The sequence below is a fragment of the Neisseria dentiae genome (assembly GCF_024580525.1).
Lineage (GTDB): Bacteria > Pseudomonadota > Gammaproteobacteria > Burkholderiales > Neisseriaceae > Neisseria > Neisseria dentiae_A.
Genome location: NZ_JANIKQ010000023.1, coordinates 1 through 24,019 on the forward strand (window position 1 = coordinate 1; position 24,019 = coordinate 24,019).

24 protein-coding genes, 1 pseudogene and 1 CRISPR repeat array are annotated in these 24,019 nt (G+C 50.0%); of the genes and pseudogenes, 13 read left to right on the forward strand and 12 right to left on the reverse strand.

Going from position 1 to position 24,019, the window contains the following annotated elements; genetic code table 11:
* Positions 1–169 precede the first annotated feature (169 nt).
* Entirely contained in the window at positions 170–853 is a 684-nt protein-coding gene (gene tsaA, locus NQ012_RS11400) for a tRNA (N6-threonylcarbamoyladenosine(37)-N6)-methyltransferase TrmO (protein ID WP_257067702.1), read from the reverse strand.
* A 103-nt stretch (positions 854–956) separates the two neighbouring features.
* Here tsaA and NQ012_RS11405 point away from each other — a divergent pair, with 103 nt between their 5' ends.
* From NQ012_RS11405 to NQ012_RS11420, 4 genes are all read left to right on the forward strand, one after another.
* The gene (locus NQ012_RS11405) at positions 957–1,592 is read left to right on the forward strand and encodes a nicotinamidase (protein WP_085365268.1); all 636 of its coding nucleotides are present in this window, start codon (positions 957–959) and stop codon (positions 1,590–1,592) included.
* Between the two features lie 50 nt (positions 1,593–1,642).
* Positions 1,643–2,617 (forward strand): lipopolysaccharide heptosyltransferase I, encoded by a 975-nt coding sequence (gene waaC / locus NQ012_RS11410; protein ID WP_257067703.1) that lies wholly within the window; start codon positions 1,643–1,645, stop codon positions 2,615–2,617.
* 221 nt (positions 2,618–2,838) lie between these two features.
* Positions 2,839–3,588, forward strand: coding sequence for an electron transfer flavoprotein subunit beta/FixA family protein (locus tag NQ012_RS11415; RefSeq protein WP_257067704.1), 750 nt, complete (start codon positions 2,839–2,841; stop codon positions 3,586–3,588).
* A 13-nt stretch (positions 3,589–3,601) separates the two neighbouring features.
* On the forward strand, positions 3,602–4,534 hold the full coding sequence (locus NQ012_RS11420; RefSeq protein ID WP_257067705.1) for an electron transfer flavoprotein subunit alpha/FixB family protein: 933 nt from the start codon (positions 3,602–3,604) through the stop codon (positions 4,532–4,534).
* A 155-nt stretch (positions 4,535–4,689) separates the two neighbouring features.
* Positions 4,690–6,573: a CRISPR direct-repeat array (repeat unit 36 nt; unit sequence GTTGTAGCTTCCTCTCTCATCTCGTAGTGCTACAAT).
* Between the two features lie 63 nt (positions 6,574–6,636).
* Here NQ012_RS11420 and cas2 read toward each other — a convergent pair.
* The 3 genes from cas2 to cas9 all read right to left on the reverse strand — a co-directional run bounded on the left by cas2 (position 6,637) and on the right by cas9 (position 11,308).
* Positions 6,637–6,963 carry a CRISPR-associated endonuclease Cas2 gene (gene cas2, locus NQ012_RS11425; RefSeq protein ID WP_257067706.1) on the reverse strand — a complete coding sequence of 109 codons (327 nt, stop codon included), beginning with the start codon at positions 6,961–6,963 and terminating at the stop codon, positions 6,637–6,639.
* Positions 6,956–7,864, reverse strand: a complete 909-nt coding sequence (gene cas1 / locus NQ012_RS11430) for a type II CRISPR-associated endonuclease Cas1 (protein WP_257067707.1) — start codon at positions 7,862–7,864, stop codon at positions 6,956–6,958. Before cas1 ends, cas2 begins: the two co-directional genes overlap by 8 nt.
* 63 nt (positions 7,865–7,927) lie before the next feature.
* Positions 7,928–11,308 (reverse strand): type II CRISPR RNA-guided endonuclease Cas9, encoded by a 3,381-nt coding sequence (gene cas9, locus NQ012_RS11435; RefSeq protein WP_257067708.1) that lies wholly within the window; start codon positions 11,306–11,308, stop codon positions 7,928–7,930.
* Positions 11,309–11,630: 322 nt separating this feature from the next.
* Here cas9 and NQ012_RS11440 point away from each other — a divergent pair, with 322 nt between their 5' ends.
* The 7 genes from NQ012_RS11440 (at position 11,631) to narI (ending at position 19,270) form a co-directional block, all read left to right on the forward strand.
* On the forward strand, positions 11,631–12,683 hold the full coding sequence (locus NQ012_RS11440) for a threonine aldolase family protein (protein ID WP_257067709.1): 1,053 nt from the start codon (positions 11,631–11,633) through the stop codon (positions 12,681–12,683).
* A 2-nt stretch (positions 12,684–12,685) separates the two neighbouring features.
* Positions 12,686–13,297 (forward strand): IMPACT family protein, encoded by a 612-nt coding sequence (locus NQ012_RS11445; RefSeq protein WP_257067710.1) that lies wholly within the window; start codon positions 12,686–12,688, stop codon positions 13,295–13,297.
* A gap of 313 nt (positions 13,298–13,610) precedes the next feature.
* Positions 13,611–14,882, forward strand: coding sequence for a phosphoribosylamine--glycine ligase (purD, locus tag NQ012_RS11450; RefSeq protein WP_257067711.1), 1,272 nt, complete (start codon positions 13,611–13,613; stop codon positions 14,880–14,882).
* 288 nt (positions 14,883–15,170) lie between these two features.
* Positions 15,171–15,764: an L-threonylcarbamoyladenylate synthase gene (locus NQ012_RS11455; RefSeq protein WP_257067712.1), complete on the forward strand. Its 594-nt coding sequence runs from the start codon at positions 15,171–15,173 to the stop codon at positions 15,762–15,764.
* Positions 15,765–16,359: 595 nt separating this feature from the next.
* Positions 16,360–17,919 (forward strand): nitrate reductase subunit beta, encoded by a 1,560-nt coding sequence (gene narH, locus NQ012_RS11460; RefSeq protein ID WP_257067713.1) that lies wholly within the window; start codon positions 16,360–16,362, stop codon positions 17,917–17,919.
* Positions 17,919–18,590 (forward strand): nitrate reductase molybdenum cofactor assembly chaperone, encoded by a 672-nt coding sequence (narJ, locus tag NQ012_RS11465; protein ID WP_257067714.1) that lies wholly within the window; start codon positions 17,919–17,921, stop codon positions 18,588–18,590. Before narH ends, narJ begins: the two co-directional genes overlap by 1 nt.
* Entirely contained in the window at positions 18,587–19,270 is a 684-nt protein-coding gene (gene narI / locus NQ012_RS11470) for a respiratory nitrate reductase subunit gamma (protein ID WP_257067715.1), read from the forward strand. Before narJ ends, narI begins: the two co-directional genes overlap by 4 nt.
* A 93-nt stretch (positions 19,271–19,363) precedes the next feature.
* Here the strand turns inward: narI and NQ012_RS11475 are convergent, their stop codons facing one another.
* From NQ012_RS11475 to NQ012_RS11510, 8 genes are all read right to left on the reverse strand, one after another.
* Positions 19,364–20,032 carry a C39 family peptidase gene (locus tag NQ012_RS11475; protein WP_257067716.1) on the reverse strand — a complete coding sequence of 223 codons (669 nt, stop codon included), beginning with the start codon at positions 20,030–20,032 and terminating at the stop codon, positions 19,364–19,366.
* Between the two features lie 87 nt (positions 20,033–20,119).
* Positions 20,120–20,314 carry a hypothetical protein gene (locus NQ012_RS11480; RefSeq protein ID WP_257067717.1) on the reverse strand — a complete coding sequence of 65 codons (195 nt, stop codon included), beginning with the start codon at positions 20,312–20,314 and terminating at the stop codon, positions 20,120–20,122.
* Positions 20,315–20,395: 81 nt separating this feature from the next.
* Entirely contained in the window at positions 20,396–20,671 is a 276-nt protein-coding gene (locus NQ012_RS11485; RefSeq protein WP_257067718.1) for a hypothetical protein, read from the reverse strand.
* Positions 20,672–20,751: 80 nt separating this feature from the next.
* Positions 20,752–21,036 (reverse strand): hypothetical protein, encoded by a 285-nt coding sequence (locus tag NQ012_RS11490; RefSeq protein ID WP_257067719.1) that lies wholly within the window; start codon positions 21,034–21,036, stop codon positions 20,752–20,754.
* A gap of 67 nt (positions 21,037–21,103) precedes the next feature.
* Entirely contained in the window at positions 21,104–21,379 is a 276-nt protein-coding gene (locus tag NQ012_RS11495) for a hypothetical protein (protein ID WP_257067720.1), read from the reverse strand.
* A gap of 4 nt (positions 21,380–21,383) precedes the next feature.
* On the reverse strand, positions 21,384–21,821 hold the full coding sequence (locus NQ012_RS11500) for a hypothetical protein (protein WP_257067721.1): 438 nt from the start codon (positions 21,819–21,821) through the stop codon (positions 21,384–21,386).
* 80 nt (positions 21,822–21,901) lie between these two features.
* On the reverse strand, positions 21,902–22,363 hold the full coding sequence (locus tag NQ012_RS11505) for a hypothetical protein (protein ID WP_257067722.1): 462 nt from the start codon (positions 22,361–22,363) through the stop codon (positions 21,902–21,904).
* 46 nt (positions 22,364–22,409) lie between these two features.
* A complete protein-coding gene (locus tag NQ012_RS11510) occupies positions 22,410–23,291 on the reverse strand; it encodes a transporter (protein WP_257067723.1) in 882 nt (293 codons plus the stop codon).
* Positions 23,292–23,388: 97 nt separating this feature from the next.
* On the opposite strand from NQ012_RS11510, the gene NQ012_RS11515 reads away from it, so the two are divergent.
* Together NQ012_RS11515 and NQ012_RS11520 are read left to right on the forward strand one after the other, a co-directional pair.
* On the forward strand, positions 23,389–23,658 hold the full coding sequence (locus NQ012_RS11515) for a helix-turn-helix domain-containing protein (protein ID WP_257067725.1): 270 nt from the start codon (positions 23,389–23,391) through the stop codon (positions 23,656–23,658).
* 73 nt (positions 23,659–23,731) lie between these two features.
* Positions 23,732–24,019 (forward strand): annotated as a pseudogene (locus tag NQ012_RS11520) (leucine zipper domain-containing protein); the annotation flags it as partial.

A 24,019-nucleotide genomic window follows, 5' to 3' on the forward strand; every position in this document is an offset into this window, starting at 1 on the left:
CCCTTGAAATAGGGGATTTTAGAGGGGAAATAGGCAGAGATTTAATGTTTTTTAATCGGAAATTCAGATACGAAGCAGCCGGGTATGAAGAGAGTCATATCCGGCTATTTTTTGCAAAGGTCTCAGGCCTGATTAGGTTAAAGTTCAAACGAATCAATTTGTTGTAGATTTATTCCGCATCGTGCTTTTCTACCGCCAGCACCACGGCGTTGTTGCCGTTGATTTGAAACTTTACACCGTATGCCGAAATATCCATTGCATACACCCGCTCGGGAATATCCTGATAGGCGGGGCGCGGGTCTTGGGCGATGCTTTGACCGATTAAGTCGCGCTCGGCCTGGGTGAGATGCTCCGCACCGCAGCCGGGCTGCCAGCTTACCGACAATTCGTTTGGCTTGGCGGCGGCGAAACCGCCTGCGGCATCGGGTTTGGCTTCCACAAACGGAATATAGGGCTTGATATCGACGACGGGGGTGCCGTCGAGCAGGTCGGCACCGCTGCAATACAGGCGCACGGGGCGGGCGGTTTCGATGCGTTCGAGCTTCAGCAGCGACAGGCCGAGATGGTTGGGCCGGTGCGGGCTGCGGGTGGCAAACACGCCCATTTTCTGTTTGCCGCCCAAGCGCGGCGGCCGCACCAGCGGTGACCAGCCTTCGTTTAAAACGTCGTGGAAAATAAAACTGATCCACACATAATCGAAATTTTCCAACCCGCGCACGCTGTCGGCGGAAAAAGCCGGCTCAAGCTCAATGCACACTTCGGCGGCGGGCACGAGGCCGGGCTGGCGGGCAACGCCGAATTTTTGCTTGTAGGGGGAATGCACGGTGGCGATGGGGGTAATGGTGTGTTGCATAAGGCCGTCTGAAAAGCCGTTGGAAAGGCGCATCATAACACCGTTATCGGTTTCAGACGGCCTTTGCTATAATGGCGGCTGCTGAAAACCGAGAGCCTGTTTTATGATAGTGTCGATAGACGTTGATGCCCAGAAAACCTTTTCGCCGTTATGCCCGAACGAGCTGCCGGTGGTTGAAGGCGATACGATTGTGGCGGAGCTGAACGCGCAGGCTGCATTGGCGGACTTGCGGGTGATGACAAAAGACGCGCATAGCCCCGCAGCCAAATGGCTGGTGGCGGATGCGGCCGATATGCTCAAGCCCACCGGTCTGCCCGAAGCCGATGTTACTTGGGTTTCCCACGCGATTGTGGGCAGCAGGGGTTACGAGCTGCTCGACGGCCTGCCGTCGGCCAAAGAATACGATTATTGCGTATGGAAAGGCGTCGATCCCGAGTTCCACCCTTACGGCGCCTGTTTTCACGACATCGGTGAAAAGCTCAGCACGGGGCTGCTCGAATGGTTGCGCAGCAAAGGGGCAGAAATCATTATTGTGGGCGGCTTGGCCACGGATTATTGTGTAAAAACAACGGTTTTGCAGCTTTTGAAAGGCGGCGGCTGGAAAGTGGTCGTGAATGCGGCAGCATGCCGGGGCATCGCGCCTGAAACCGTGGAAACGGCATGGAACGAAATGATAGATGCCGGCGCGGTGGTGTTGGAAAACGCCGATGCGATTTCAGATTATATTAAAAATCAATAGGTTGATTGTGTTTCACGTGAAACATAGCGGTTATTGACGGATTTGGCGCAATGAAAATACTGTTGGTAAGGCTCTCGAGCATGGGCGATTTAATTCACACACTGCCTGCGGTGAGCGATTTATCGCGTATGCGCCCTGATGTGGAACTGCATTGGTTGAGCGAAGCGGGTTTTGCCGACATCGCCCGTCTGCATCCGTTTGTGAAAGAAGTGCACGCGATGCGCTGGCGGCAATGGCGCAAACAATTGAACCGGGCGGAAACATGGCACGAAATAGGCCGTTTGAAAAACGTTTTGCAACGGCAGCAATTCGATTTTGTGTTAGACAGTCAAGGGTTGATGAAGAGCGCGCTGTTTGCGAAAACTGCCAATGCGCCCGTGAAAGGCTTGGATTTCAACAGTGCACGCGAACGCTGGGCGGCGCTAACCTATAACCAAACTTATGCCGTGCCTAAGGGCAGAAACGCCGTTTGGCGCAACCGTGCTTTGTTTGCACAGGCGTTCGGCTACGAAATGCCCGCCGAGCAGCGTTTCGGTTTGGCGGTGCCGCCGGAAGGCCGTTTGAACAATCTGCCAGAGCATTATTACGTTGCCCTGCACGCCACCAGCCGCGACAGCAAACTGTGGCCGCAGGATTGTTGGCTCAACTTATTGCAAAAGCTGTATGATGGCAGCGGCAGCCCCGTTTACCTGCCGTGGGGTAATGAAACGGAAAAACTGCGGGCGGAAAACATCGCCGCCAAACTGCCGTTTGCCCGCGTGTGCGACAAGTTGAACCTGTTGCAGGCCGCTTTCCTGCTCGATAATGCCGCCGGCGTGATTGGTGTGGATACCGGCCTGCTGCACCTTGCTAATGCGCTGGATACGCCTGTTGTCGGCATTTATACCGATACCGACCCGGCCAAAACCGGCGTACAGGTTTCGCCGTGGGCGGTGAATCTCGGCAATGTGGCGCAGATTCCTGATGCGGAAGATGTGTATCAGAGCTTGTTATCATGTATTCGGGCCAAATCCGAGGCCGTCTGAAAAATGAAAGCAGGGCTACCATCATGCCGTTTTCAGATGGCCTGTGTAGTTCCCCGATATTTGCCATACATCATATAAATGCTTGAGAGCAATTACTTTAATTCGGGTATAATCCCTATTCCGTTTGGCGGTGCGAGCCGTTTTTGCAGAACGGGCATTTTGTTTTTTCTGCAAAAACCGTTTAACCGATTACTGCCGGAAGCCCGGCTCAAGGAGAGTTTATGAAAGCACTGGTTGCCGTAAAACGAGTGGTGGATTACAACGTTAAAGTCCGCGTAAAAGCCGACGGTTCGGATGTGGATATCGACAATGTCAAAATGTCGATGAACCCGTTTGACGAAGTGGCCGTAGAAGAAGCCGTGCGCTTGAAAGAAGCGGGCAAAATCAGCGAAATCGTGGCTGTGTCGCTGGGCGGTAAAAAAAGCGAAGAAACCCTGCGTACCGCTTTGGCAATGGGTGCCGACCGTGCCGTTCATGTGGAAACCGATGCCAAACTGGAGCCATTGGCGGTAGCCAAACTGCTGAAAGCCGTTGCCGACAAAGAAGCGCCGCAGCTTTTATTGCTGGGCAAACAGGCCATCGACGACGATGCCAACCAAACCGCGCAAATGCTGGCCGCCCTGCTCGGCGCCGCACAAGGCACGTTTGCCTGCAAAGTGGCGCTGGAAAACAGTGAAGTGCTGGTTACCCGCGAAGTGGACGGCGGTGAAGAAACACTGGCTTTGAAACTGCCCGCCGTAATCAGCGCCGATTTGCGTTTGAACGAGCCGCGTTTCGTAAAACTGCCCAATATTATGGCAGCCAAGAAAAAGCCGCTCGAAAAAACCACGCCGGCCGATTTGGGTGTGGACATCAGTCCGAAAACCAACGTCGTGAAAGTGGCCGAGCCTAAGCCGCGCCAAGCCGGCATCAAAGTAGGCAGCGTTGCCGAACTGGTTGAAAAATTGAAAAACGAAGCCAAAGTTATTTGAGAAGGGGTGAGACATGAGCGTTTTAATTATTGCAGAACACGATAACCAACAGTTAAACCCCGCCACCCTGCACGCCGTTACCGCTGCCGCCAAACTCGGTGAAGTGCATATTCTGGTGGCCGGCAGCAATGCTGCCGCAGTAGCCGAATCTTCCAGTCAAATCAATGGTGTAACTAAAGTTTTGCTGGCAGATGTCCCTTATTACGGCGAAGCGCTTGCCGAAGAAATTACCCCGATGGTCGTAAAACTGGCCGGAGATTACCGGTATATCGGCGCCACCGCCACCGCTTTCGGTAAAAACCTGCTTCCCCGCATCGCCGCCCTGCTCGATGCGCCGCAGATTTCCGATTTAACCGAAGTGGTTGATAATAAAACATTTATCCGGCCTATTTATGCGGGCAATGCCTTTGAAACCGTGCAGAGCGATGCGCCGAAACTGGTGCTCACTTTCCGCGCCACCTCATTTGATGCGGCGGAAAACGGCGGCAATGCCCAAATACAAACCGTAGAAGCCGCGCCCGCACAAAACCTGAGCCGTTTTGTGAAGCGCGAACTCACCCAATCCGACCGCCCCGAACTCACCCAAGCCAAAGTGGTAGTGGCCGGCGGGCGCGCGCTGGGCAGCGCCGAACAGTTCAATGCCCTGCTCATGCCGTTGGCCGATATTTTCGGCGCCGCCATCGGTGCATCCCGCGCCGCCGTCGATGCCGAATATGCCCCGAACGATGCCCAAGTAGGCCAAACCGGCAAAGTGGTCGCCCCGCAACTCTATTTTGCCATCGGCATTTCCGGCGCCATCCAGCACACCGCCGGCATGCAGGACAGCAAAGTAATCGTAGCGATAAACAAAGACCCGGATGCTCCTATTTTCAGCGTATCCGATTACGGTATTGTCGGCGACCTGTTCGACATCGTGCCGCAATTAACCGCAGCCTTGAAAAGCTGAACGTTTCACGTGAAACAATATATTTCAGATGTTATTGTAAAAGCCGAGCATCCGTTGTTAATAGATGCTCGGCTTTTATTGAAATCAAGTTGGTATACAAAATTTTCATCTGGTAATACTGCAATTATGAGTTTCAGATGGCGCAACAACAACTGACTTTAGCTTCCTCTCTCATCTCGTAGTGCTACAATCATTACGCTAACTCCTGTTCCGTCGGCTCAGTTGTAGCTTCCTCTCTCATCTCGTAGTGCTACAATGGGAGGCCGATTATCTCAACCTGCTGGCCAGTTGTAGCTTCCTCTCTCATCTCGTAGTGCTACAATCTGCAACGTGATGGATACCATGTTTGCCCTGTTGTAGCTTCCTCTCTCATCTCGTAGTGCTACAATGAAGGGACGTCCGATAACATAGTGCAAAATGTTGTAGCTTCCTCTCTCATCTCGTAGTGCTACAATGCCCGCATTGCTCATAAGCAGCCTTGACTTGTTGTAGCTTCCTCTCTCATCTCGTAGTGCTACAATCCCGCCCGCTCGGCGACGGCTTGGCGGCTGGTTGTAGCTTCCTCTCTCATCTCGTAGTGCTACAATATAACCACAAACGGCACAACCGTATTATCGGTTGTAGCTTCCTCTCTCATCTCGTAGTGCTACAATCTACACATTCTGCCGCCATGTTGATACCGGGTTGTAGCTTCCTCTCTCATCTCGTAGTGCTACAATGCTCTGGCGATTTATTAGCTCGCCCCGCAGGTTGTAGCTTCCTCTCTCATCTCGTAGTGCTACAATGATAACGGACGTGGTAACACAGTTGGCTGGGTTGTAGCTTCCTCTCTCATCTCGTAGTGCTACAATTCAACGACAACCCCATCCTCAAGATTGCCCGTTGTAGCTTCCTCTCTCATCTCGTAGTGCTACAATTTTAAAGTCTATGACGAGGCTAATAAATCTGTTGTAGCTTCCTCTCTCATCTCGTAGTGCTACAATGTTAATCAGTTCGTCAATCACGTTATGCAGGTTGTAGCTTCCTCTCTCATCTCGTAGTGCTACAATCTTGAGGAATCCCTTGCCTATGCACTGCGCGTTGTAGCTTCCTCTCTCATCTCGTAGTGCTACAATTGAAAAAGTTAGTCGTGTCGTCAATCTGTTGTTGTAGCTTCCTCTCTCATCTCGTAGTGCTACAATCAGCGTTTGGCGGGGCCGTATTCGGCTCCCGTTGTAGCTTCCTCTCTCATCTCGTAGTGCTACAATTGTATGTGTTTAAGATAGGCTCCGATTTATGTTGTAGCTTCCTCTCTCATCTCGTAGTGCTACAATTGTCCGAATCGGTGGCCGCCTACTGCGAGGGTTGTAGCTTCCTCTCTCATCTCGTAGTGCTACAATGTTAATCAGTTCGTCAATCACGTTATGCAGGTTGTAGCTTCCTCTCTCATCTCGTAGTGCTACAATATTTTTGACTGATTACAGTTTGGCCGCGGGGTTGTAGCTTCCTCTCTCATCTCGTAGTGCTACAATTTGGGTTACGCAGTTAAAACGCAGGGTTTCGTTGTAGCTTCCTCTCTCATCTCGTAGTGCTACAATAAAACAGGAGCAATTAAGCATGACTGCTGAGTTGTAGCTTCCTCTCTCATCTCGTAGTGCTACAATGCTATCGTTGGGCGCAAGCTGCCTTTGTAAGTTGTAGCTTCCTCTCTCATCTCGTAGTGCTACAATTCCCCTCGGTTCTTCCCGCTCTGGTTCTCGGTTGTAGCTTCCTCTCTCATCTCGTAGTGCTACAATCAAGAAACCGACCATAACCGCCCATAACTAGTTGTAGCTTCCTCTCTCATCTCGTAGTGCTACAATAACCATAGGGAAGCATAGAAAACGCAGGAAGTTGTAGCTTCCTCTCTCATCTCGTAGTGCTACAATATATATATAGAAAGGAAGCGCGTTATGCACGTTGTAGCTTCCTCTCTCATCTCGTAGTGCTACAATACTTGGCGGGAGTGAGGCCGCAGGTTCAGTGTTGTAGCTTCCTCTCTCATCTCGTAGTGCTACAATACTTAAGCCTGAAATCCTTATTTGATAAGGGTTTCAGGCTTTTTTACCGTTTTAAAAACCACGCTAAAACAGTAATAATTGGTCGGAATTCACCTTTTTTTCACGAGGTCTGGGTTCGCCTATGAGCATAATCATGCCTGCAAATTGCTTTTCAGTTACCTCTAAATAGCGTACTTGGCCTTCTTCGGGCAGGTGTGCTTTCAATCGATTGTGGTGTTTCTGCAACGCATCACGGCCGCGTACGATGCGGGAGTAAACGGATAATTGCAGCATTTGATAACCGTCTTTTTGCAGAAATTGCCGGAATTGGTTGGCGGCTTTGCGTTTTTCTGCGGTGGTCACAGGTAGGTCGAAAAATACGATTAAGCGCATAAATTTGGCCTCACTCATAATCTTGTACCTTTAAAGGAAGCATCTCGGGTAGTTTCAAGTCTTTTGAGTTGCCGGTTAGTGCTGCCTGAAAAGATTGAACGGTACGATCAATTGCTGCCAAGAGAGAGTAACTGCGACCATCGAGTTTGATTTGGCAATGCAGCAGCGACACTAACTTTTGTTTGATTTTCGGCGTAAGTATGCCTGGCAGTTCGTCTGCAAGCCGGCTTTCCCATACCAGTAAATCTACCAGCGGGCGGTAAGGTTCGATAAAGTCATCGGCCAGATTGAATGCATTTAATTCACTGCGGTGTTGTAGCCCTAGTGCGGGTAAAAAGCCATATTGAACCAAAGCTCGGGAAACGGCGGAACGCACGATACTGTAACCGTAATTCAGACAGGCATTGACGGCGTTGTCGTGGCTGCGGGCGAACTGGTCGCCGAAGAGTACGCGGAAATACAGTGCGGCTGCCTGACTTTCGGCAAAGTCTTTATCACCGGATTTAACGCCGTCGGCCAATGCGTTCAGACGGCCTGCGGCGATATCGTGCCCGCTATAATCCAGCAGCCAAGCCTGATTGCGGATTTTCTGTTTGACAATCTGCTGCCAAAGTTGTTTTTTATGCGGCAGAGTCATTTCCATCTGGTATTTCAGGATTTTCAGGCTGCGGTGATATTGGGCGAACGGCAGCCATTGCCCGCAGGGTAGAAACTGTTCATCGCAGGTGAGTAGGGTTACACCGTATTGTGCCAGTGCTGATAAAAGCGGGGCGGTAAGTACTACTTCGCGTGCTTCGACCACAATCACGGCAATGTCTTCCAACGGCACGGGAATAATGTCGTCTTGTTGAATCAGCAAATGGTTTTGTTGTAACGACAGGCGGGCAGGTTTGCTGATCAGAATGCTACGCCAGGTCATCGGACATTCTCCTTGATAAAAAGCAGGCTACCTAAAACAGCTTCAGGTAGCCTGTTGATTGTTTTATTTTTTGATTTTTAAGGTAGGACGTTGTTCGGGTTTACACAGACGGATTTCCTTGCCTAAAGGGTCGGTTTGGTATTTTTGGAAAGATAAGACGGTTTTGACACCGACACGATGCAATCCTGCCTTTCCTTCGGATTTTCCCGAGTCGTGCTCCTTAATCCCAATTGCACCAGTAGCTCTGTCTAATCCATTGTAATAACCGAAAATTCGCTCTTTTTTACTTACAACTTCTACCAAATCATTCGGATAAAGCGAAAACTTAAAAGCATAACTTTCATCCATCTCATCCCAATCTGATTCATCAGCATAAGCCACTACAGCCCGATTCGGTAAAATTCCCTTAGCCACCTGCCAAGCATAAACCGGCACCAAATAATTTTTCCCACCTTTGCCGAACACATCCACCCGCACCATTGTCGCGTTATCGGCAATGCCTTGGGCAATACCGTTGCTGTCTTTGCGCACCATTACACCGGTTTTCTGCACATCTTCCACCCTCACAGCCTTAACCACCGCACCTTGTCCGCCGCCCTTTGCCGGCTTATAAAACTTCTCGGCAAAGGCTTTGACAGGATCACCGTTGTATGCGGCCAGCCGTTCTTGTAATGCGGCATACAGGGCTGGTTCACGGTTCGGATAGCCGACGATTTTTTCAATATCTTTGGTTTTCAAAGAAGTAAGCAGTTTTTTAACCACGCTGATATTTTCAGACAGGCGTTTGGCAGATTTAATGGTTTCCAAGTGCCCTTGTCCGGTCATCTTGCGGTTCGGCGCGCGTGAAACAAACAGCGGGGTAACGTATTCGTGTAACGCCTGCGGACGAGCATCGAGCTTTTCCGCCAGTTCTTCACGCGGATTGTCGCTGAATACACGAATCATCACTTCCTGCCGGAAAAAATTCCACGGTTGCGGAATACGCTGTTTGACCTCGCCGGTTTCCGTATCCACTATTTCCAGCGATTCACGCCGTTGCATGGCCTGGGTGATTTTTTGCTGCATCGATACGGTGGAGCACGCCACGACAACAGCGTCTAAGGCGTGATGGCGGTCGTTTTCTTCACGCACTTTGCGCAAGCCCCATAAACCGCGCAGCATGGCAATCATTCTGCCATTGGGGGCAAAGACACGTTGCTTTTCAGCTTCTTCCCAATAGGGTTGTTCGCTATTTTTTTCTTGCGTATCCTTTGGACTAATTTCATCTGCTAGTTTTAAACGGTCTTTAATAAATTCACACAGAAAACTAGTAATATAGCGGGTATCATTTAGATTACGTTTTAAAAATCTGCTTTCGACTGATTTGTCTAATTTAGCCGTCTGAATGTGCTGTTTTTTTGTATGAGAAAATTGACAGCTTTGAACTCTAGCCTGAAATTCGCGCCATTGTCGGCTATTACTCGCGCCATCCAGCCATTCGTATGGTGTTTTATTGCCTTTGTTTTGATTGGATGATTTTAATACAAGAACTTTATTGTTCAGACTGTCGTCCCATGTTCTGCTGAATGGTAAGACATGGTCGATTTCAACATAACCGTCTTCAAATAATCTCGATAATTCGATTACATTACCAGTATAGAGGCATTCTCCTGTTTGCTCTTTTAATTTGGAATACAAGCATTTTCCATGTTGCTGTTCATATAGCCGTAATTTCAAAATGTCTTTAGGTTTGGGATCGAAACCAAAATACTGGCGGATATCTTCCGCTAAACGATCTTTTTCATTTTTATTATCTTTGTTTTGCTTATCCTGTTTGTCTCTCTCTTGCTTAGATTTGCCCAATTCGCGTGCCGTTTCGATATGTACGCGCAGCGGTGAACCGTAGCGGCGGATAATAGCGTTAATCACCTTGCGTGCCTGTGTGAGCGTGCGGAGCACCACAGGATTGCGGATATCGTGTGTTTTTGTACCATAATGGCTACCATAAACTTGGGTGCAGGCTTCGTCATAGCGCAATCCCTGTTCCATTAACGGCAGAATTTTGGCCAATGCCGGTAAAGATAATTCGATAAATTTATCAAAGCTCAAACCTTTCAATAAAGCATCCAACACCGGCTTAGGCAATGCCAAACCGGCCAAGGCTGTCTGAATGTCGTTGTCGGTTTTATAAAGTGAAAACGCCGTACCTATCGCATCAATCACTTCGGGATTGCGGATACGGTTTTCCCATTCGCCTTTCAAGCCCGCTTTTTCTAAAACCGTGCGGATTTTGTGATAGGCCTTCATTTCCATCAGCGCGCCGCTTTCGGCTTTCAGGCCGTCTGAATCTTTACCGTAGCGCAGCCCTTTGAATACTGCGCTTTCAGGCAGCCCCAATATTTTGCGTACTTGTGCGTAAGTGAGTTTGGTTTTCTTGTCCTTATAAGGCTCGTCCAATAGCAGTTTCCGCTCATGTTCGTTTAGCGCCCGTTCTTCGCCGTTGTGCAGAATGCGCAGATTGTTGAGCTTGGTCAGCCAGATAAAACGTTCCGCACTATAGGTGTTTTTCGCGGCTTTGTATTCAGACGGCTCAAACGTACATTTACCCAGCATTTTCAACACCGCCTCACCCTGTAAAGCGCTACGCTGCGTCATCAGCAAATCATCTACTTCCGCCTCCAATTCGACTGAAGCAAACGGGTTGCCGAATGCACGCTGCCGAGTAAACAATAAATGCAGTTCTTTTTGCAAATCCAAGCGGTTGAAGGTGTGACGATAAAATTTAGTGGTATTGCGAATACGATTATCTTTTTCTGCAAACCAAAGTCCCACCTCTGCGGCTGTTCTGAATTGTTGTCCATTATGGCCTTTTTCTAATAATTCTCCTGTATAGGCAATACCTTTAAGCACACCTTCTTTCTCATCTTGACTCTTTACATCCGTATTGACTGTTTCATTGGCTTTCTTTTTCTTATCTTCTTTTGCTTTTTCTTTTTCCAAAAGCAATTGTGCATCATGCATATCTTGGTGTTTACGCTGCGACAGATAACCGCGATGCTTAACCAAATGCAGCAGCACCGCCGCCCATTCTTTTTCTGCCAGCTTTCTGTCTAGACCCGCAGCACGCAGTTGCCACGCTTCAATCGGGATATTTTTCAATACCCCTTTAATACTTTTATCGGATGGAAAATTTTCTGCTGTTAATAGTTTTTGTTCTTTGAGTAATTGTCGTAATTTCCACAATCTTTCCTGACGGTGATCAAGCAGACGACGGATACTGCGTTTTTCCCGCCTAATTTTATTCAATGGCTCTCCTTTATTTGTTTCTCCTTTCTCAAACGTACGCACTCCGCAATCCAGCAGGCCGATGGGGTGTTCGTTTTCATCCACCAACACCAACGCCCAACCAACCGAAGCAATGCCCAGATCCAAACCAAGAATATATCTGTGAGTAGTTGCTTTCATTTTTTTCCCTTTGCAAATAAAGCTGTTAACAAACAAGCAAAATAATAACACTAATTAACATAACAAATAAATATTTGACAGTTATATGGGTCGAATTTATAATTCAAACCATTGTCGCACTACGAGATGAGAGCCGTTGCTACAATAAGGCCGTCTGAAAAGATGTGCCGCGACGTAAAATACAGAAATGTATGAGCCCCTGGCCGGATTTCCGGTCAGGGGCATCGTCTTAGATAATCTGTTAAAATCCGCTCCAACGAAACAGGCCGTCTGAAAAGGTTTCAGACGGCCTTTAATCTCTATGTCCCATGAAAGCACGATTATGACCCCGCTGCACAATCCCCGCTCGCATACTTTCGCTTCCGACAATTATTCCGGGGTACATCCCGAAATTCTTGCCGCGCTCGCGGCGGCCAACGGCGGCCATGTGGGCGCGTATGGCAACGATCCTTATACCGCACATCTGCAAACGCTGGTAAAGCGGCATTTCGGCGAGCGGGCCGAAGCGTTTCCGGTGTTTAACGGCACGGGCGCGAACGTGTTGGCTTTGCAGGCTTGCCTGCCGCGCTGGGGCGCGGTGGTGTGTGCCGAAACGGCGCACATCAATGCAGACGAAAGCACCGCGCCGCAAGCGGTGGGCGGCTTTAAGCTGTGGACGGTTGCGGCGGAAAACGGCAAGCTCACGCCTGAGCTTATTGCTCGTGAGGCATACGGTTACGGTTTCGAGCACCGCGCCCAGCCGTTGGCGGCCAGTATCACGCAAAGCACCGAGCTGGGTACGGTCTATACGCCGCAGGAAATCCGCACTATCGGCGCGTTTTGCCGCCAACACGGCGTGGCACTGCATATGGACGGCGCGCGCCTGGCCAATGCCGCCGCCGCGCTGGGTGTGCCGCTGCGCGAAATCACCACGGATGCGGGGGTAGATATCCTCTCGTTCGGCGGCACCAAAAACGGCCTGTTACTCGGTGAGTGTGTGGTGGTTTTAAACCCTGATAAAGTTTCAGACGGCCTCAAATATCTGCGCAAACTCAATTTGCAACTGGCTTCCAAAATGCGTTTTATTTCGGCGCAGTTTATTGCGCTGTTGGAGGGGGATTTGTGGCGAGAGACGGCACAACAGGCCAATGAGATGGCGAAAAGACTTTCAGACGGCCTGCAAGCCATTGGCGGCGTGGAATTGGTTTACCCCACCGAAGCGAATGCCGTGTTTGTGAAACTGCCGCAAGGCGCGGCGGATAAGGTGCGCGAGCATACTTATTTTTATGATTGGGACGCACAAGGCACATCGCGTTTCGTGTGCAGTTTCGATACGCGCGAAGAAGACGTTGATGCGCTGTTGGCGGCGGTGCGGCGGGCGGCAGAGGCGGTGTAAACATGAACGCCACGGTTTACCACACCATCGCGGCGCCGGTGCAGGCCGAATTCAAAGACAAAGGCAGCCGCTTTATCGCCTTCGCTTATCCCGTGAAAACCGCCGAGGCCGTCAAAAAACATGTTGATGCCCTGCGCGAGGCACACCACAAGGCCCGCCATTGGTGCTATGCCTACCGTTTGGGTACCGACGGCAACACTTTCCGTGCTAACGACGACGGCGAACCTTCTGGCAGCGCCGGCCGCCCGATTCTGGGGCAGATTGATTCGGCGGGGCTGACCGATGTGTTGGTTGTGGTGGTGCGCTATTTCGGCGGCACGCTGTTGGGCGTGCCGGGCTTGATTCATGCTTATAAAACCGCCACCGCCGAAGCGTTGCAACTGGCTGAAAAATTAGAAAAAAACATTGAAAAAACCGTTTGGCTGCGCTGCGGCTACCCACATCTGAACGATGCCATCCGAATCGCCAAACAGCATCAGGCGGAAGTGGTGGCGCAGGATTTGCAGCTCGACTGCCGCTTAACGGTGAGCATTCCGCTGGCAAATTACACCGCCTGCCTGGCTGCTTGGGAGCAGACGCGCGCGATTGAGGTGCTGCTTGAAGAGGCCGTCTGAAAATATTGGCGGGCGGAGACTTTTGCAAAATTCCTTTCGGTATCTTAAAACCTCTGCGTCATGCTCGGGTTTGACCCGAGTATCTTTTTGTTTCAAAAGAAATAACAGATACCCGGGTCAAGCCCGGGTATGACGAAACATAAATAAATTCAGAATTAAAACGTATTTTTGCCAAGGTCTCGGCCTGTAAGATATTTTTCAAAGGCCTTTGGCGGCAAAGATTCCGGTTTTTATGCTGGGGAAGCGGCCTCAAATCGGTTATAATCCGATGCTCGAACCTATTCAAAATCCTGTTTTTAATCAAGGAATAATCATGAAATTACTCGTTATCGGCAGCGGTGGGCGCGAACACGCCCTGGCTTGGAAATTGGCGCAATCGCCCAAAGTGGCAACCGTTTTCGTTGCCCCCGGCAATGCGGGCACGGCAACCGAACCCAAGCTGCGTAATCTGGCCCTTACCGCCCATGCCGATTTGATTGATTTCTGCCGCCGCGAAAACATCGCCTTCACGCTGGTCGGCCCCGAAGCGCCGCTGGCCGCCGGTATCGTGGACGATTTCCGCGCCGCCGGTTTGAAAATTTTCGGCCCCACCCGCTATGCCGCGCAACTGGAAAGCTCGAAAGATTTCGCCAAAGCCTTTATGGCCAAACACGGCATTCCCACCGCGCAATACCAAACCTTTGATAACGCAGAAAAAGCCCACGAATACCTCAACCAAAAAGGCGCGCCGATTGTGATTAAGGCCGATGGCTTGGCGGCGGGCAAAGGCGTGATTGTGGCGATGACTGCTGATGAAGCGCATGCCGCCGTCGACGATATGCTCTTGGGCAACAAAATGGGCAATGCCGGCGCACGCGTGGTGATTGAAGACTTTTTACAGGGCGAAGAGGCCAGCTTTATCGTGATGGTGGACGGCGAACACGTGCTGCCGATGGCCACCAGCCAAGACCACAAACGCCTGCTCGACGGCGATAACGGCCCCAACACCGGCGGTATGGGTGCATACAGCCCCGCGCCGGTGGTTACGCCCGCCGTGTACGAGCGCGCCATGAACGAAATCATTCTGCCCACCGTGCGGGGCATGAAGGCGGAAGGCCATGAGTTTACCGGATTTTTATACGCCGGCCTGATGATCGATGCCGGCGGTGCGCCCTACACCATCGAATTCAACTGCCGCTTCGGCGACCCCGAAACCCAGCCGATTATGAGCCGCCTCGACAGCGATTTGTCGGATTTGGTGGCCGCCGCCATCGACGGCAGGTTGGATGCCGTAACCGCCGAATGGAACCCGCAAACCGCAGTCGGCGTGGTGCTGGCGGCGGAAAACTACCCCGAAACGCCGAAAAAAGGCGACGTTATCAACGGCTTGCAAGAAGCAGACCGAATCGGCAAAGTGTTTCATGCCGGCACCGCCGCCGGCGCAGCGGGCGAAATCCTCACCAACGGCGGCCGCGTATTGTGCGTGGTCGGTTTGGGCGACGGTGTGGCCGCAGCCAAAGCACGGGCCTATCAGGCTTTGGAGAAAATCCGCTTTAACGGCATGCAATATCGCACGGATATCGCCGATAAGGCGGTTAACCGTTAAGTGTTGCTTGATATGATTTCAGGCTGTCTGAAACGGTTTCAGACGGCCTTTTTAGCGATTTTCCGCCATATAGTGAGTAATCATTTAAAGAGACCTTTGCAAAATTTGTTTAGGCACTTTAAAACACTTGCGTCATGCTCGGGCTTGACCCGAGCATCTTTTTGTTTTAGAAGAAAAAGAGATACTCGGGTCAAGCCCGAGTATGACGAAATATCATACATTTAAGATTAAAACGGCTTTTTTGCAAAGGTCTCTTAAAATTATTTTCATGCAACAATTTGATAATAAATGAAAAACAAAACCACGCCGCCTGTTATGAAAACCACCCGCGCCCTCCCGGCGGCTGCCCGCGCGGGATTGTCTGCCCATCTTAAAAAGGGTGGTTTGGTGGCGTATCCCACCGAATCCTGTTACGGCATCGGCTGCCTGCCGCGCCATATTCGGGCGTTGGATAAATTGGTTCGTTTGAAAAAACGACCGCAAAACAAAGGCATGATTGTGATTGGCAGCAGTTTGGCGCAGTTGCGCAATCTGTTGGACAGGCCGTCTGAAAGCACTATGGCCATGCTGGAAAACGAATGGCCTGCGCCCACCACGTTTCTGCTGCCTTGCCGCCGCCTGCCGCCACTGTTACGGGGCCGCGGACGCAGCAAACTTGCGGTACGGGTGCCCGCGCATACGGGCGCACGGCAGTTGTGCAAGGCGTTAGGCACGCCGCTGGTTTCCACGTCTTGCAACCGCTCGGGCGGCAGGCCGTGTAAAACCGAGCGCGAAGCGCGGCGGTTGTTCGGCCGCCGCGTGCGGGTGATCGGCGGGCGTATCGGCGCTGAAAAAGCACCGAGCCGGATTATCGATGCCGAAACGGGGCGGCGTTTGCGCTAGAAGGGATTTAATGCAAAAGCAATATTTCGGGTTAAAAATCCACGCCTGCTGCATTGGGTAGCGGGGCGGATTTGTTAAGCTAAGATACTTGCAGGATGCCCAACTTTGCTGCGCTTTCTCCTTAAATGCACGGTTTTGACCTCAAAAAACGTTTTTTCGTTTAAGTTTCAATACACTAGGCATTTCCAATACTAGGCTTGCTGCCTTGTGTTGAAAGTCAATTTCAGAAGAGATATCTTTTCAAGGCATTGCAGGCGTTGCTCCAACCTGTTTGTGCAAACATTTCCAAAATTCCCGCCACTACTCCCAAAGAACTATCCCGCCCCGTCTTTTCAGCTATCTGCTCCCCCTCACTTTTCCCCCGGGTTTTGCGCTTTCGGCGCATATTTTTCTTGCCCGCCCTCCACTAAGCTTTTATCTGTAAAAAAGTTTGAAATAAAGCTACCGCTACCGCTGAACAAACTGCTTTCAGACGGCCTTATCGCAGAAAAACGTTATTTCCGCCACGGTGTTGTTGCGCCTTGCAACAAAACTAAGTTTTTCCGCTCATTCGAAAACAGGCCGTCCGAAACCGGTAAACCGAAAGGAACACATCATGAAAATCAGGGCACAAGTCGGCATGGTTCTGAACTTGGACAAATGCATCGGCTGCCACACCTGCTCCGTTACCTGCAAAAACGTGTGGACTTCGCGCGACGGGGTGGAATATGCGTGGTTTAACAATGTGGAAACCAAGCCGGGCATCGGTTTTCCGAAAAACTGGGAAGACCAGGAAAAATGGAACGGCGGATGGGTGCGCAAGCCCGACGGCAAGCTCGTGCCCAAGCAGGGCGGCAAGCTGAAGATTCTGGCGAATATTTTCGCCAACCCGAATATGCCGCAGATTGACGATTATTACGAGCCGTTCACCTACGACTACGAACACCTGCAAAACGCGCCGCAGATGCCCACGCCGCCGACGGCGCGGCCGGTTTCGGTGCTCACCGGCAAGAAAATGGACAAGGTGGAATGGGGGCCGAACTGGGAAGACGATTTGGCCGGTGAGTTTGAAAAGCGCGCCAAAGACGTTTTGTTTGAAGGCATTCAGAAAGAAATGCACGCGGCGTTTGAGCAGACGTTCATGATGTATCTGCCGCGCCTGTGCGAGCACTGCTTAAACCCCACCTGTATCGCCTCCTGCCCCTCCGGCAGCATCTACAAGCGCGAAGACGACGGCATCGTGCTGATCGATCAAGACAAATGCCGCGGCTGGCGGATGTGCGTTTCCGGCTGCCCGTATAAAAAAATCTATTACAACTGGACGAGTGGCAAAGCCGAAAAATGCACCTTTTGCTATCCGCGCATCGAGGGCGGCCAGCCGACGGTGTGCTCGGAAACTTGCGTGGGGCGCATCCGCTATCTGGGCGTGCTGCTGTATGACGCCGACAAAATCGAGCAGGCGGCATCGGTGGAAAACCCGCAGGATTTATACGAACAGCAATTGGGGCTGTTCCTCAACCCCAACGACCCCGAAGTGGAGCGCGAAGCCCTGAAGCAGGGCATCAGCCAAAGCTGGATTGATGCGGCCAAAAAATCGCCGGTTTACAAAATGGCGATGGAATGGAAAGTGGCCTTCCCGCTGCACCCCGAATACCGCACGCTGCCGATGGTGTGGTACATCCCGCCCTTATCGCCGATTCAGTCGGCCATTGAAAACGGCCTGGTGGGCGACAACGGCATTATCCCGAGCGTGGACGAAATGCGCATTCCGCTGCGCTATCTGGCCAACCTGCTCACCGCCGGCAAAGTGGAGCCGATCAAATTCGCGCTGGAGCGCATGATTGCCATGCGCCGCTTCAAACGCGGCCAGGTGGTGCACGGCGAAACTTTGGAACAAACGCTGCAAGGCACCGGCCTCACGCCCGCGATGGTGGAGGAAATGTATCAAATCATGGCGATTGCCAATTATGAAGACCGCTTCGTGATCCCCACTTCGCATAAAGAAATGGTGGAAAACAGCTTCGACGACAAAGCAAGCTGCGGCTTCACTTTCGGCAACGGCTGCTCGGGCGGCGAAAGCAACGAGAGCCTGTTCGGCAAACGCAAAGGCACGCCGATTATTTTCCACGGCCTGCGCAAAGACGCCGAGAAAAACCGCGAAGAAGGGGTACGCTGATGAATGCCAACCCCGTTTACCAATGGTTTTCGGCGCTGCTGTGCTACCCCGAAGCCGATTTGATCGAAGCCCTGCCCGAGTTTCAGACGGCCTTAAACGAATGGCCCGAGTTAAACGCGCAACAAGGCCGTCTGAAAAGTTTTCTCGATTATCTGCAAAGCCGCAGCCTGCGCGAATTGCAGGAACAATACGTGGCCACGTTCGACCGCAACCGCAACCATGCGCTGTATCTTTTCGAGCATGTTTACGGCGAAGACCGCGACCGTGGCAGCGCGATGGTGGATCTGCTCGAGGAATACCGCAGCCGCGGCTTCGAGCTGGGCGATGAAGAGCTGCCCGACTATCTGCCGGTGTTGCTGGAATATTTCGCCCAAGTGCCTGCCGAACACGCGCAAAAGCTGCTGGGCGACGCGGTGCACGTGATTGCCCACATCGGCGGCAAACTCGAAAACAGCGGCTCGCCCTATGCCGTGTTGCTGCAAGGCATTGCCGCGCTCAGCCCCGTGCCGCCGCAGCCCTTGGTCGAGCCGCCGGTGCGCGATATGGACGAAGCGATGGAAACCTTCGGCCCCGATATCTCCGGCACCGAGCCGCTGCTGAAACCGGCCGTCGAAACCGTACAGTTTTATCCTAAGAACGCCTACGCGGCGCAAAAAGGAGCAGGATTATGAATACGTTTAACCAATTCTTCTTCGGCATCTATCCCTATATCTGTCTTTCCGTTTTCCTGTTCGGCAGCCTCGTGCGCTTCGAGCGCGAACAGTATTCGTGGAAGAGCGATTCCAGCCAGCTGATCTACCGCGGCCAGCTGCGTTTGGGCAATATTCTGTTTCACACCGGCATTTTGGCGATTTTCGGCGGCCATTTGGTCGGCCTGCTCACGCCTTTGTGGTTTTGGGAAGCCATCGGCGTGAGCCACAGCGCCAAACAGATGGTGGCCATCGTGGCCGGCGGCGTGTTCGGCCTGATCACGCTGGCCGGTTTGATTATCTTAATCCGCCGCCGCTTCCAGAGCGACCGCCTCGCCGCCAACAGCACCTGGCGCGACAAACTGGTGCTAATCTGGATTCTGATCACCCTGCTGTTGGGCTTGTCCACCATCTTCGTGAGCCTCGGCCACACCGACGGCCATGAAATGGTGCAGCTGATGAAATGGGCGCAGCACATCGTCACCTTCCGCGGCGAAGCGGCCAGTTATATTGCCGACGCCAATATCCTGTTCAAACTGCACGTTTTCATGGGCATGACGTTTTTCTTAATCTTCCCGTTTACCCGCATGGTGCACGTTTGGAGCGGCTTTGCCAGCGTGGCCTATTTGGGCAGGGCGTGGCAGGTGGTGCGCCGGCGTTAACGGTTTGATTTTTTGAAAGCAGGAAACAGGCCGTCTGAAAGGTTTCAGACGGCCTGAGATCTTTTGGCGGCAGTAAATGCACCATGTTCACATTCAATAGTAAAGTTGCTGCCGTTTCACCAATTCCACCGCCAACGCAGTCTGCCGCTGCGGGTTGCGGGTGAAAAAAGCCTTATCCGCCTGAATATCCGCAGCTTGGGGCAGCACCGCCAGAACCTTGCCCGACAGCTTTCCATCGCGCGTTTGCCATGCCTTTAAAAACTGTTCTCTACCCATCGAAATATGCCCGAGCGACGGATCGGCCAGCAAAACGGTATCTTTGGAAATACCGCGCAATACCGAAAAATGATCGTCTTTCCGATATTTCAGATACACGATAACGGGGATTTTCAATTGCGTGAGCTGCTCGAACGACAAGGCATAGCCTTTTGCTTCGAAACCTAAATCCGGCATAACACGCTGCATATCCTCAAACGAAGCACGCATCTGTTCCTTATCCAGTTTTTTCAGCACTTCTTCTTCGGTCAGTTTCCGACCGTAGAAATTATTCAGCAGCGTCGCCACCGAAGCCGCACCGCAGGAGTAGTCCAAATCCTGCTTCACAATATTGAAATCACGCCTTTCTTTCCAGCTTTGAACCTTGATTTTGCTATAGGCGATCGGATTGTCGTTGAACAAGGGAGCGGCGGAAAGGTTGCCTGAAAGCAGGCAGGCAGCCAAAAACAGCGGAGGAAAATATTTTCCCGCAATGTATCCGGTCATAAAAAGGTTTCCCATATTACTGTTTCTTTTCCTACGATTTTTTATTTTTTTGCAACGATAGAAGGGCTATGCTTGGAAAATAATCGCTCAGGCAGCTAAATAGATGCTTTCTAACCAAGCAAGAAATCTATCATTAATAAGCAATTGCCTTTCCTCTGGTGAAGCTGAGCCGGCTAATATTTTTTGCTGCAAAACAAATAAAGCAAAGCTTTCTAAGGATGAATACTGATTCCCATCTATTTTTTCAGAAATCAATTCAATGATTTGATTTTTGATTTTCATAACTTGCCCTTTATTTAAAAAAAGGGGCAAAGCCCCTTTCTTCGGATTGGTTTTGGGTAGAAGGAATCAGTGATCTGATAATTATTTTCTAACCTTATCTAAAACAAACATAGATAAAGCAATGCAGAAACTTACCGAAATGCTGAAAATACCTATACCTTTCCAAGCAATTTCCGTTCCGTTGATAAAATATATTACAGACATAAAAATCACTGCCAAACTGTAAATAACACTAAAACAGACGGCATAGAGCAGGAAAAAAGGGATTTTTATTTTCCGTTTATTTTTAAGCAGGCAGCGGGCTATTTCATTACCGAGCAACCCCGCTAACAAATAAAATATCAGATTATCTTCCATAGCTTATCTTTGATGTTTACCCATTGCAGCACCGGGAATAAAGATAATACCTACGCTTGCCAGATGAAAAATCCCAAATATTATTTATCTTTTTTTCTCCATTTCTCTATTTCTTCGGCAACCAGCAAAAAGATATAGCAAAGAAAAAATAATGAGGTTGAAAATAAAATTAAATCTTTGCCCAAGTCGATCATAAAAATAGAAGAGGCCTTCCCCCCACGATTTATCTGCCCCAATATTTCTACGATGAAATACCCTATAAAAAATAATCCTCCTGCAATTAGAGACAGGGTAAATTTACTTATCTTCTTCTGACTATATTTCGAAGATAAATATCCTAAAATAGCAGCTATTAAATCAGACATATTCTCTTTCGAAAAAAGGGGGTAATCAAATATCCATCTCCTTTTTTCACTTCCTGTCTATACCTGCTTAGTGTATTTTTTTGGCAAACAGAACAACACGATTCCCATAATAATATTTTCCGTTAATCAAAATTTGGCAAGCCACCCCACACAAATGCCATGCACTACCGACTTTAACGGTAATTTCAGTGCCGTTTTCCGTCCAATCGAAATGAAGCCCGGTAGCGGATTGCAAAGAAATATCCCTTATAGGGGCTTCTCTGAGATAAACCCGTTTGCCGTTAATATGGATTTCTTCAGATATGTGATCAAAATCCCAGCTGTTTTTAACGATAATATCCATACCGTTATATTCGGTTTTCCAGGTTTTTGTTTTGGGTTTCATATTTGCCTTTTGCTGTAACTTTTGATATTCCAATTAAATAGCATTGCCGTAAAACAAATTTCAAATCGCTTCCAATATGAAAAGCAGAAACATTTCCGTTTTTAATTTGCTTCAAAGAAAATTCAACAAATTCAGATTCCCCTTCCCGATTTTGCAAGAGCACATCAGAAAAAATAAAATTTTCTTCATTTATCCGATATATGGACTTTAAAAATTCAACACCTGTTCCCGTTATTTCCGATTCCTTTTCTCCTTTCCGGATTGTATAAAAATCTCCCTCGCAAAATCTAAAATAAACATACCAACCATCTTGTATTTTCACGAGCGAAAAAGCTCCTTCTCGAATTTTGGTTAATTCGGGGCAAGGTTTCTTTATCATCACAAGATAGCCAAAAGACATTGTTTCTCCAAAAAATGAGTAAATGTTTTGGTAAGCGTAGGGCGAAGTTTTTGAACTCACTCTACGCTTACTCAATTTAATTAACGAGGTTTACCATACCAAACATGCGAGCCATTTCTCGGATTGGTATGGTAATGAGTATAACGATTGCCACTACCTGCATGGAACTCACGAATGCGGCTGTTACCAGCAATTGTTCGCGCTTGACTGCGGCTGTTTGCCATTACACCCCATACACGATTATTTCCTGTGCGAAGCGCATTATTTCCCGCACTTCTAACCATATTTCTAGCAACTGTTTGTGTTACCCAGCGTTGTGCAATAAAACGACCACCAGCCATTAAGCCGATAGCAACTAACGGTGCGGCCGCCCCTTCCGTTTCCTTCATTTCCTGGGCGGAAAGTTCGGCCAACTGCATAGGATTACCCGCTTCGGTATGGAACACCCGCGTCTCAAATGCTCCTTGTGCCGGGTTTTGAGCCAAGACGGGTGTAGCAGCCATGGCCAGCATCATCATTACGGCGGTCATCTGTTTTTTCATTTTATTACTCCTTAGTTTACGTTACAACGGTTGGAAAAACACCCCGTTAAAACGTATGCTGCACGCCCAGTTTCAGTTCGGAACTGCTTTGCCCTGAAATGTTGAAACGTGCCGATGCGTTTAGCGAGGTGGATTTGGAAAAGCCGTAACCCGCGCCGAAATGGGCATAGGTTGAAGTGCTCCTTGCGGATTCCTTCTTGCCGTCTAGGCGGTCGGGTTGTGCGCCAAGCCATTGGATGCCGCCTGTGAGGCTGATCCGGTCGTTGGCGGCAAATGAAATGTTGGGGTTAAGCAGCCAGTAGTTGCCTGCTTTGGATTTTTGGCCGTCTGAAAGGGTTTTGTTGCGGTTTAAGCGGTAAGCGGCAGTGAGGGAAAGTACAACCGGATCAATGGCTTTATAGGTGGTTGCACCGATAAGCCACGATTTGCCCGATGAGGCTTTGCCGCGTGATTTTTCATAAACGGCAGCTTCGGCAAAACCGATCAGGGCTGGATTTTTTTCGTCTTTTAAAAAGGTATGGCTGATGCCGATCGATACATCCGAAAGGTGTTTGTTACGGTTGCGGCTGCTTGTTTGGCTTTCGCTGTCGAAAGAGCGTTCTTCGCGCCACAACCAGCTTGCATTGCCGTAAAGATCGGTATTGCCCGTGAGGCCGTAACGCAGGCCGAGGGTGCCTGCCAGCATATCGCTGTTTTTGTTTGTTTGATTGAGTTCGGTGGGTACGGGGATAAACGATGCCGGCCCGGTTTGGATAAACACGGGGGCGGCAAGCTCGGATTGGCTGCTTTCGCTGTTAATGTAGCTGATCGAAGCATCAAGTTTGAGTTTGCCTTTGTCGGTCAGTATGTCTTCTAAGCTTAAGGGAAGGTCGGCAAAGGCGTATAGCGGTAGAGTGGCGGTCAGCAGTAAAAGATATTGTGTCTTCATAACTGATTTGGGTATTTTGAGCAGATGAGGGCATGATAGCTAAAAACGAAAATGCACCCGAAACGGGTGCAAAACTGCTTGTACCTAAAATCGGTGCATGACAAACCTGCGCCTATCCATTTATTCTGCGGAACATATGTATCTGCGGCAAATCCTAATCCAACGCCGGCTGGAACTGGGTTTGTCGCAACGTGCTTTGGCCGATAGATTGAATGTGATTCATTCGTTTGTGGGTAAGGTGGAAACGGGAGACAGGCGGTTGGATATATTTGAGTTTGTAGAATATTGCAAAGGTTTGGAGTGGGATGCGCCGGATGTGCTGGGAACCATCATTGAAAGAAGAAAATTAAGATGTAATGGATTATAGCGACAGGGGTTTCAGGCCGTCTGAAATGTAGGAAAAGCTAGCGTTGTTTACAGTATTTGAAAGACAATACTGCATGAACATCCATAAAAATACCCGGCTAACCCCGCATAACCGCCAGGCCATTTGGCGCGCTTATACACAAGACAAAATCAGTGTAACTTCGTTGGCACAACAATACCGTGTCAGCAGAGTAACGATTTACCGCATACTCAAAGCAGCCCGGTTGCGGCTACTCACCCCGCAAAAAAGCACCAACAACCGCTTTAAACAAGCCAAATACGGCATGAAACGCCTGGCTAAAGTTGAGCGGGAAATCGAAGAGAAACTCAAAAAACAGGCAAAGCGTTACAACAAATCCTAT